Source organism: Geodermatophilus sp. DF01-2, assembly GCF_004571065.1.
In the GTDB taxonomy this organism is placed as follows: domain Bacteria; phylum Actinomycetota; class Actinomycetes; order Mycobacteriales; family Geodermatophilaceae; genus Geodermatophilus.
Genome location: NZ_SPQN01000114.1, coordinates 1 through 9,641, shown reverse-complemented (window position 1 = coordinate 9,641; position 9,641 = coordinate 1). Strand labels below are relative to the sequence as shown.

Sequence of the window (9,641 nt, the reverse complement as noted above, 5' to 3'; positions counted from 1 at the left end):
CCACGCCCGGCGCGGCCGTGCCGGACGGCGGCGTCCCCGCGCCGCTCTCGGCTCCGCTCACAGCCGGGACGGCGGCGGGCCGCCGGGCCAGCGCCAGCAGCCACCACAGCACGCCGACACCGACGCCGGCACCGACCAGGGCGACCAGGGTCGTCAGCGGCACCGACCCCCGGGGGTCGGCAGAGGCGGCCAGGACCCCGATCGCCGCGAACAGGACGATCCCGCCGGCTCCGATCAGGAACCACCGCCGGGCCAGGAGGCCCAGCACGGCACCGACGAGGCCCGAGACGACGAGGATCCCGCCGATGAGGACCGGCTTGTCCGCGGTCCCCAAGGTCGCGATGGCCCACCGCTCCAGCCAGCCCGGGACACTGTCGATGACCGCGTCCCCGACCGCGATGATCAGGGACGGGACCGCCGCCATCAGGCCGGCGACCAGCTCGACCACCGCCAGCGCCGACCCGGCGGCGACCAGCCCCGCGATCGCGGCACGCCCCTTCGGCGCCCGCCGACGGTCCTCGTCCGGTCGCCGCGTCGTCTCCGTCGTCTCGCTCACGGGTGTTCCCTGGCCCGCGGGGGCTGGTCGCACACCGCCGGCCGCGGAATGTCGCGAGATCGTCAGGAAGGGAGCGGTGGGGTCGCTTCCCGGGCGGATACCTCACCGCTAAGGTATCCGCCCATGGAGACGCGTCGCGTCCGCATCGGCATCGACACCGGGGGGACGTTCACCGACGTCGTCGCCGTGGACGAGGCGACCGGCCGGACCACGACCACCAAGACGCCGTCCACCCCGGCCGACCCCGCCGAGGGGTTCATCACCGGCGTCCGCAAGGTGCTGGACCTCATGGGGCTCTCCGGCGACGCGGTGACCGCGGTCAGCCACGGGACGACGGTCGCCACCAACCAGCTGCTCGAGGGCCGGCTGGACCGGATCGGGTTCATCACCACCGAGGGCTACGAGTCGGTGCTGGAGATCGCCCGGCAGTCGGTGCCCGACGGCTACGGCAACAGCTACTTCTGGGCCAAGCCGCCGCGGATCGTCCCGGCCGACCTGGTGCGCGCCGTGCGTGGCCGGCTCGACTCCCGTGGCGAGGAGGTGCGGCCGTTCGACGAGGACGACGCCCGCGCCGCCGCCCGCTCCCTCCGCGACGCCGGGGTCGGCACGATCGGCGTCTGCTTCCTGCACTCGTACGCGAACGACGCGCACGAGCGCCGGATGCTCGAGATCCTCCGCGAGGAGCACCCGGACGCCGTCGTCTCGATCAGCTCCCAGGTGCTGCGGGAGTACCGGGAGTACGAGCGGTCGGTGACCACGCTGGTCGACGCCGCGGTCAAGCTGCGGGTCGGCGCGTACGTCGACAACATCAGCGCCCGGCTCGAGGAGATCGCCCCGGGCGTGCCGTTCTACGTGATGAAGAGCAACGGCGGGGTGCTCTCGGCGGCCGAGGTGGTGCACCAGCCGATCACCACGATGCTCTCCGGCCCGGCCGCGGGCGCCCTCGGCGCGGCGCTGGTCGCCGGCGCCGCCGGGTTCGACCGGGTGCTCACCTGCGACGGCGGCGGCACCTCCACCGACGTCACCGTCGTCATCGACGGCGAGCCGGCGCTCACCACCGAGGGGTCGGTCGGCGACTATCCCTCGAAGATCCCGATGATCGACGTCGTCACCGTCGGCGCCGGCGGTGGCTCGATCGCCTGGCTGTCGCCGGAGAGCACGCTCAAGGTGGGGCCGCGGTCGGCCGGCGCCGACCCGGGGCCGATGTGCTACCCGTCCGGCGGGAACCAGCCCACCGTCACCGACGCGCACGTGGCCCTCGGCCGGATCCCGCCACACCTGCTCGGCGGGGAGATCCCGCTGTCGGTCGAGGCGGCCCGCGCCGGCCTCGAGCAGCTCGGCGCGAAGCTCGACCTCGACCTGGAGCGCACCGCGACCGGCATCCTCGAGGTCTCCGCGTGGAACCAGGCCAACGCCCTGCGCCAGGTGACCGTCGCCCGCGGCCTCGACGTCCGCGACTTCACGCTCACCACGTTCGGCGGCTCCGGGTCGCTGCTCGCCTGCCGGCTGATGGACGTCCTCGGCCTGCCGCGCACCCTCGTCCCGCCGGACCCGGGCAACCTCAGCGCCTTCGGCCTGCTCACCGTCGACGTCCGCAACGACCACGTCCAGACCGCGATCCAGCGGCACGCCGACCTCGACCTGGAGCGGGTGCGCACCGTCTACGCCGAGCTGGAGACCCGGGCGCGGCAGGCACTCGACGGCGAGGGCTTCGCCCGCGACCGGCAGCGGGTGCAGCGCACCGCCGACCTGCGCTACGGAGGCCAGGCGTTCGAGGTGCGCGTGCCGGTGACGGACGGCGAGCTGGACGACGCCGCTGTCGACCAGGCCTCCCAGGACTTCCATGCCGCGCACCGCATGCTCTACGGCTACGACTTCGCCGAGGACCCGCGTCAGGCCGTCGAGTGGGTCAACCTGCGGGTGAGCGGGATCGGGCCGATCCGCCGTCCGGACCTGGTGGAGCTGCCGCCGGCCTCGGGGCCGGGAACGGACCGGGCCGTCACGGGAACCCGGCCGGTCTTCTTCGACGACGACTGGACCGACACCCCGACGTACGACCGACCGCGATTGGCGCCCGGGGACGTGGTGCACGGCCCGGCGGTCATCGAGGAGTTCGGCTCCACGGTGCCCGTGCATCCGGGCTTCCGCGCGACGGTGGACGCCCACGGGAACCTGCTGCTCGAGAGGGACGCCCGATGACGCTCACCGACGGCACGGTGGCCGCCGACCCGGTCCTCGTCGAGATCGTCGCCGGCACGCTGGCCGCGATCGAACGCGAGGTCGAGACCTCGATCGGCCGGACGTCGCGGTCGCCGATGATCCGCGACGCGCACGACTTCCGGGCCGGCATCCACGACCGGCAGCTGCGCAAGCTCACCGGCCGCTCCTACTCGGCGCTGGTGCACCCGGTGGTGCGCGACCACCCGATCGAGACGATGAACGTCGGCGACGTCTACTTCCACAACGACGTCTACCTCTCCGAGGGCGGGATCGGGCACCTGCCCGACCTGTGCGTCACCGTGCCGGTGTTCGCCGAGGTGGACGGCCCTGCTGGTCCGGAGGCGCGGGTGGTCGCCTTCGTCCAGGCGTTCGGCCACCACGACGACATCGGCGGCGCCGTGCCCGGCTCGATGCCGAGCGGGGCGACGAGCGTGTACGAGGAGGGCCTCATGGTCCCGCCGATCAAGCTGTGGGACCGCGGCGTCCGCAACGAGGCGGCGCTGGCGATCATGACCCGCAACTCGCGGATGCCCGACTCGCTGGCCGCCGACCTCGACGCGGAGTGCTCGGCCTGCCTGGCCGGCGCCCGGCGGCTCGGCGAGCTCTTCGACCGATATGGAGTCGAGGCCGTGGAGGCCTGCTTCGACGCGATCCTGGCCAACTCCACCGAGGTCTACCGGCGGGAGGTCCTGTCGCAGATCCCCGACGGCACCTACGTCTGGGAGGACTACGCCGAGCACGACGGCGTCGAGGAGCCCAAGCTCCACCGGCAGCGGATCACGCTGACGATGAGGTCGGAGCACGAGACTCCGCTGGTCATCGACTTCACCGGCACCGGCCCGCAGGCCAAGGGTCCGATCAACCACTGCGGCGACTACGCCGACGGCAACTTCCTCAAGAAGTGGCTGGCGCCGATCCTGCGCAACCTCGCCGAGACGCCGGAGCGGATGGCCGAGCTCGACGTCAACGAGGGCGTCGTCCCGCTGATCGAGATGCGGTTCCCGGAGAAGGGCACGCTGCTCACGCCGGTCTTCCCGGCGCCGACCAACGCGCGCACCTTCGTCATCCTGCGGCTGCTCGGCGTCCTCGCCGGGGTGCTGGCCAAGGCCACCGGCGGCCGGATGCCCGCCGACCAGGAGACGATCCGCTACACCGGCGTCTACGGCACCGATCTCGACGGGCAGCCCTACCTCATGCGCGAGGTGCTCGGCGGCGGCTCGGGCGGGCGGTACTACGCCGACGGCGAGGACACCATCCACGTCGTCCCGGACTCGCGGAACCTGCCCACCGAGTTCACCGAGAGCCGCTTCCCGCTGCGGGTCGAGCGGCTGGGGCTGGCGCTCGACTCCGGAGGGCCGGGGCGCTACCGCGGCGGCTGCGGCTACGAGAAGCACATCCGGGTGCTGCGCGACGCGCACTTCATGTCGATCGCCGACCGCTCGATCCTGTCCTGCTGGGGCGTCAACGGCGGCCGGGCAGGGCAGCCGTTCCGGATCACCGTCGACCCGGGGGGCCCCGACGAGCACGACGTCGACGCGCTCGCCGACGCCGAACCGCTGCGTGCCGGCACGGTCGTGCGCATCCGGACGACGGGCGGCGGCGGCTGGGGCGACCCGCTGGACCGGCCGGTCGAGGAGGTGCTGCGCGACATCGCCTGGCGCAAGGTGTCCGTGCGCGGCGCCCGGGAGGACTACGGCGTGGTCGTGCTCGACGACGGCGAGTGCGACGAGACGGCCACCGAGGAGCTGCGGGCCTCGCTGCGGGCGGCGCGGACCGGCGACGAGCCGTTCTTCGACCGCGGGCCGGGCTACGCGCGGCTGTCAGGCGGGGCGGCCTTCAACGAGTTCGACGTCCTCTAGCTGGGTGGTGTCCCGAGGCCCCGCTGCAGGGGCCTGCCGCGAGCTCGCGAGCGGTGGCAGCAGCGGGGTCTTCCTCAGGCGCCGGGGGTCTTGGCCGCCTCGTCGGCGCCACCCTTCTGGTTGTCCTCGTAGACCTCGCGGGCAGCGCCGTGCAGGTCCTCGCCCTCGCCGCCGGCCTTGCCGCTCGGCGTGGCGGTCACCTCGTCGGCGTTCGCTCCCCCGGTGCCGGTGCTCTCGGTCATGGGTTCCCTTCCGCGCTGGATGTGGTATGCCGGGGTGGTCCGCCTGCCGAACAGCCCGGAGGGCGTCGCCGGCTCCGGCGTCGCGGTGACCCGACGGGGACGGCCGGACCCGCACCGTCCCAGGTCTCCTCGACCGGCCCGCCGCGCCCGGGACGTCGCCCGGCCCGTCCAGCGGACGTATCGGCGGCATCCACCGGCCCTGGGCTCAGGTGCCCAGCTCGGTGCTCCCAGGCGGTGGCTTCACGCTGTCGCCCGCCTGCCCCTCGTCGCCGCGGTCGGCCGGCTCGTCGCTGCTGCGCGGGTCGTCGTCGGCGTCCGCGACGTCGTCCGGGACGAGCGGGGTCTCTCGCAGGACGCTCTCGCCGGCCTGGTCGCGGTCGGTACCTGGCACCTCGGTCATGACGACCTCCTGTCCGGGAGCCGTTCCCCTACCCGCCGTCCGCGTCGTCGATGCGTGAGCCGCCGAGAGGCCGACCCGTGTCCGCCCGTCAGCGGCCCCCGCGCCGCCACCAACGGGAACGTGGCGGTGCCGGCGGCGCCACCGGTTCCGTGGGGCCCGGCGGCGGGCGGGTGGCGTGCCAGAGCCGCACGAGCGCCTCGACGTCGGCCAGCCCGGGAACGGCGTCCGGCCCGTCCTGGGGACGGCGCCAGTGCTGCTCGACCCGCGCGTTGAACTCCTCGACCAGCTCCCGCACCGCCGCCTCCGAGCGCAGCCCCCGGACGACGTCGGCCAGGTCCTCCCGCTCGCGGCGGAGCGCCATGCCCGGCGGCAGCAGGTCCCGCGGGTCGGCCTGCTGCCGCTTGGCCCACTCCAGCGCCCACTCGTAGCTGGACTGCTCCTTGTCGCGCCGCGGCAGCGGCCGGCCCGTCCCCTCGAGGTCGTCGAACGCACCCCGGGCTCGCGCCTGGGTGATCTGGTGGTCGATCCAGGTATCGAAGGACATCCCCGGGGGCTTGCGCTCGGTCATCGCGCTCCTTGGTACCCCGCCGTCGCCGGTGTGGCCGGATCGTGACTTGACCGCGACCGCCGCTCGTGCGGTCCCCCGGCGTCCTCGCGGAGCGTGGCGACCTGCCACGAAGGGGTGAAGCGGCAGCTCAGCGCCCTGCGGGAGCGGCCGGGACCCTCCAGGCTGACCGTCGTGCCGCTGTCCGTGCCCGGCTTGCCCGACGTGCCGCCCGAGCTGGCCGGACCGGTCGCGGTGGAGCTGGCCAGGCCGGTGCGCGACCTGCCGCGGGTCGACGCGCTGCCCGGCGGCGTCCTCTACGAGCCCAAGTGGGACGGCTACCGGCTGGTCGTCGTACGCACCGGGGGCACGACCCGGGTCTGGTCCCGGCAGGGCCGCGACCTGTCCCCCCGCTTCCCGGACGTCGTGGCCGCGGCCGTGGCCCAGGTGCCGCCCGGCACCGTGCTCGACGGCGAGGTCGTCGTCTGGAACGGCTCGCGGCTGGACTTCGGACTGCTCCAACAGCGCATGGTCGCCGCCCCCGGCCGGGTCGACGCCCTCGTCGCGGCCGCGCCGGCCTCCTACGTCGCCTTCGACCTGCTCGCGCGGGGCGGCGCGGACCTGCGCGGCCGCCGGCTGCGGGAGCGGCGCGCGGCGCTGGAGGAGCTGGCCGCCCGCTGGGCGCCGCCGATGCAGCTCTCTCCCGTCACCGCCGACCCCGCCGAGGCCCGCCGGTGGTCGACCGACTTCCGCCCGGCCGGCGTGGAAGGACTGGTCGCCAAGGGCGCGGGTACCCGCTACGCCCCCGGCCGGCGGGAGTGGCTGAAGGTGAAGTCCTGGGAGACGATCGAGGTGGTCGCCGGCGGGGTCATCGGGCCGATCGAGCGGCCCGGCCAGCTGGTCGCCGGCCGGTACCGGGACGGCGAGCTGGTGGTCGTCGGCCGGACCAGCCCGCTGTCGCCGGCCCACTCCGCCGAGCTGGCCGCCGTCCTGCGCCCGGCCGCACCCGACCACCCGTGGCCCGACCGGATCGGCGCCGGCGCCTTCGGCGGCGGCCGGCTGTCGGTGTCACTCACCCGCGTGCACCCGGACGCGGTCGTGGAGGTCAGCGCCGACGCTGCGCTGCAGGCCGGCGTCTTCCGTCACCCGCTGCGCTTCGTGCGGGTGCGCCCCGACCTCGCCCCGGAGGACGTGCCGGAGCTTCCCTGATCGTGCCGTCCGCCGTGGCGATCATGAAGTCCCGGATGCGACACGCCGGACGGTACCGGTGTGTCGCATCCCGGACTTCATGATCGTCGAGGTGCGTCACGGATCCGGCGGCACCCGGCCCAGGGTGACGAGCAGGCGGCGGAGCAGGCCGGCGAGCTCGTCCCGGTCGTCGTCGGAGAGACCGGCCAGCAGCCGCTGCTCGGTCTCCAGGTGATCGGGCAGCGCGGCGTCGAGGATCGCGCCGCCGGCCTCGGTCAGCGTGACGACGACGGCCCGCCCGTCGGCCTCGCTGCGCTCGCGGGTGATCAGCCCCTTGTCCTCCAGCCGGTCCAGCCGCTGGGTGATGGCGCCGGAGGTGACCAGCGCGGTGCGCATCAGCGCCGTCGGGGTCAGCTGGTACGGGGCGCCGGCCCGGCGCAGCGCGGCCAGCACGTCGAAGGACGGCACGTCGAGGCCGTGCCGGGCGAAGGTGGCCCGCTGGGCGAGGAAGACCTCGCGCTGCAGCTGGGAGATCCGGCCGATGATCCCCATCGGGCTGCAGTCGAGGTCGGGGCGCTCCCGGGCCCACTGAGCCAGGATCAGGTCGACGGCGTCAGCCGCGGAGGCGCAGGAATCGCCCCCGGGGACACCGGCCCCCTCTGCCGCGGAGCCCCCCGGAGAGCCGCTGGCGGGCTTCCGCCCGGCCGCCGTCCCCCCGCTCACCCCGGATACCTCAACAATGAGACGTCCGCAGCGTCACGCCGGGTGCAGCCGCGTGCTCAGCCGGACGGTGAGCCCGTGGGGGCCGGGCAGCAGGTCCACCGAGTCCCAGAGCTTGCGGGCCAGCCACAGGCCCATGCCGCCGCGGCTGAGGTCGGCACCGTGGGCCGGCCGGAAGCCGGCCAGCGGGTCGGCGAAAGAGTGCCCGGAGTCGGTGATCCTGCAGACCAGCCGCTGGCCGTCGGTCCACATCCGGGCCGACACCGGCCGGGCTCCGTGCCGGAAGGCGTTGGCGGCGACCTCGGCGGCGGCCAGGTGGAGGTCCTCGCGCTGGTCGCGGTCGGGAACCCGGGCGGCGAGGGCCGCACCGAGCTCGTGGCGCAACGTCACCAGACTGGGGACGTCGTCGAGGGCGAGCACCGGCGTGGTGTCCTCGAGCGGCTCCCGCGGCCACGGCAGCCGGGACAGGTACTCCGCAGGGTCGCGGTAGTCCGGACTGGCCGTCCAGGCGCCGTCGTGGACGACCTGCGGGTGGGTGGCGGTGGCGCTGTCCACGACCTCCGCCGGAAGCCGCTGCCGGTCGTACACGCAGAGACAGTCGACCGGAGCGTCCTGCATGACCCGGTTGGACGCCGACTCGTAGCGCAGCCCCTCACGCCAGTCGGCGGGGTCCGGCCCGAAGTCGACCAGGGACAGGATGCGCAGCAGGCCCCCGCCCGTGCCGGACGCCTCGTCGGCGGCCCGACGGGCATGGATCACCACGTCGGGGGCCCGGGCACCCAGCAGGCTCAGCCGAGGGTCGCTGCGGACCCGACCGGCGCGCTCCCCGAGCTCCTCGCACAGCAGCGCGACGACCTCCGGTGGGCAGGTCAGCGCGACGACGTCGCCGGCGCGCAACCCAGCGTGCAGGAACGGCAGCGCCACGGCCAGCAGCTCGGGTGCCCCGTCCACCACGGCAGCCGCGTGGCGGGTCCGAACGGACGGTTCGGTTCCGCTTCGTGGGCGCGGGAGCGCGGCCGGGGCAGCGTGCTCGCCCACCGCTCCGTCCACCTCTTCTACCCTCCCCCTGGCCGGACCGCTCCGGCCGACTGCTGCGCCATCCTCGTACACCCGCTTCCCCCGGGTCGCGGAGGGCCGGGTGTACGCGCCGTCACGTGGGCCGGGCCACCGGTACCCCGGGGGCCGGCTCGCCCACCCCGGCCAGGCTGAGTATCCGCGCCGGCGACGTCCCCTGCTCGGAGCGCACCCGCAACTCGACGCCGACCTCACCCGCACGGGCGAGGGCCTCGAGCACCATCCCGACGCCGGCACTCGCCAGGTAGCCGGTCGGCCGGAGGTCCAGCGTCGCGACGGTGCCCGCGGGCAGCTGGTCCAGACGGGCCAGGAGCTGCTCGCGCACCTTCCCCGCGGTGGCCAGGTCGACCTCGCCGTGGATCTCCAGGCGCAGCCCCCCGGGCTCGTCGTGCACGGCCAGCAGCGCCGCACCGCCGTCCCCGGCCGGGTGGAGGATGCCCCGCTGCGGCAGCGCGTCCGGCTCGGGGACGGCGGCCGGCATCCGGAAGCGGACGGTGGTGCCGGGAGTGCCGGGGACGTGCACGACCTCGACGTCGGTGGCCAGCGCGTCGATCAGCTCGAGGCCGCGACCGCGGTGGCCGCGGTCCTCCGGCGGCGGCCGCCACATCCCGGTGTCGCAGACCTCGACGCTGACCCCGCCGTCGGCCTGCCGGGCCACCCGGTAGGTGCACTCGCCGGTGCCGGACGCCGCGTAGGCGTGCTCGACCGCGTTGGCCAGGGCCTCGCCCAGCGCCAGCTGCAGGTCCTCGGCGGTGTCGGCGGGCATCCCGGCCGCCGCCGTCCACGCCGCCACGGCCCGCCGCACGGACGACAGCCGCGCCGGGTCGGCCGGCAGCCG

Annotated in this window: 9 protein-coding genes and 1 pseudogene; 3 read left to right on the top strand and 7 right to left on the bottom strand. The window is 75.0% G+C overall.

Annotated elements, in window-relative coordinates:
* Window positions 1-556, bottom strand: a pseudogene (locus E4P41_RS20000) (hypothetical protein); the annotation flags it as partial.
* 123 nt (window positions 557-679) lie between these two features.
* On the opposite strand from E4P41_RS20000, the gene E4P41_RS19995 reads away from it, so the two are divergent.
* Complete coding sequence (locus tag E4P41_RS19995) at window positions 680-2,755, top strand: hydantoinase/oxoprolinase family protein (RefSeq protein WP_135142983.1); 2,076 nt, start codon at window positions 680-682, stop codon at window positions 2,753-2,755.
* Window positions 2,752-4,635, top strand: a complete 1,884-nt coding sequence (locus E4P41_RS19990; RefSeq protein ID WP_135142982.1) for a hydantoinase B/oxoprolinase family protein — start codon at window positions 2,752-2,754, stop codon at window positions 4,633-4,635. Before E4P41_RS19995 ends, E4P41_RS19990 begins: the two co-directional genes overlap by 4 nt.
* Window positions 4,636-4,709: 74 nt before the next feature.
* Here E4P41_RS19990 and E4P41_RS22400 read toward each other — a convergent pair whose 3' ends face one another.
* The 3 genes from E4P41_RS22400 to E4P41_RS19980 form a co-directional block, all read right to left on the bottom strand.
* On the bottom strand, window positions 4,710-4,877 hold the full coding sequence (locus tag E4P41_RS22400; RefSeq protein WP_167761191.1) for a hypothetical protein: 168 nt from the start codon (window positions 4,875-4,877) through the stop codon (window positions 4,710-4,712).
* Between the two features lie 205 nt (window positions 4,878-5,082).
* A complete protein-coding gene (locus E4P41_RS19985; RefSeq protein WP_135142981.1) occupies window positions 5,083-5,277 on the bottom strand; it encodes a hypothetical protein in 195 nt (64 codons plus the stop codon).
* 88 nt (window positions 5,278-5,365) lie between these two features.
* On the bottom strand, window positions 5,366-5,845 hold the full coding sequence (locus tag E4P41_RS19980; RefSeq protein WP_135142980.1) for a DUF1992 domain-containing protein: 480 nt from the start codon (window positions 5,843-5,845) through the stop codon (window positions 5,366-5,368).
* Window positions 5,846-6,016: 171 nt separating this feature from the next.
* Between E4P41_RS19980 and E4P41_RS19975 the strand changes: the two genes are divergently transcribed.
* A complete protein-coding gene (locus E4P41_RS19975; protein WP_135142979.1) occupies window positions 6,017-7,030 on the top strand; it encodes an ATP-dependent DNA ligase in 1,014 nt (337 codons plus the stop codon).
* 96 nt (window positions 7,031-7,126) lie between these two features.
* Here the strand turns inward: E4P41_RS19975 and E4P41_RS19970 are convergent, their stop codons facing one another.
* The 3 genes from E4P41_RS19970 to E4P41_RS19960 form a co-directional block, all read right to left on the bottom strand.
* Window positions 7,127-7,561, bottom strand: a complete 435-nt coding sequence (locus E4P41_RS19970) for a MarR family transcriptional regulator (protein WP_245177513.1) — start codon at window positions 7,559-7,561, stop codon at window positions 7,127-7,129.
* 204 nt (window positions 7,562-7,765) lie between these two features.
* The gene (locus E4P41_RS19965; RefSeq protein ID WP_280661378.1) at window positions 7,766-8,767 is read right to left on the bottom strand and encodes a sensor histidine kinase; all 1,002 of its coding nucleotides are present in this window, start codon (window positions 8,765-8,767) and stop codon (window positions 7,766-7,768) included.
* Window positions 8,768-8,879: 112 nt separating this feature from the next.
* Window positions 8,880-9,641, bottom strand: a 762-nt coding sequence (locus E4P41_RS19960) for an ATP-binding protein (protein ID WP_135142977.1), incomplete at its 5' end; no start/stop codon positions are given.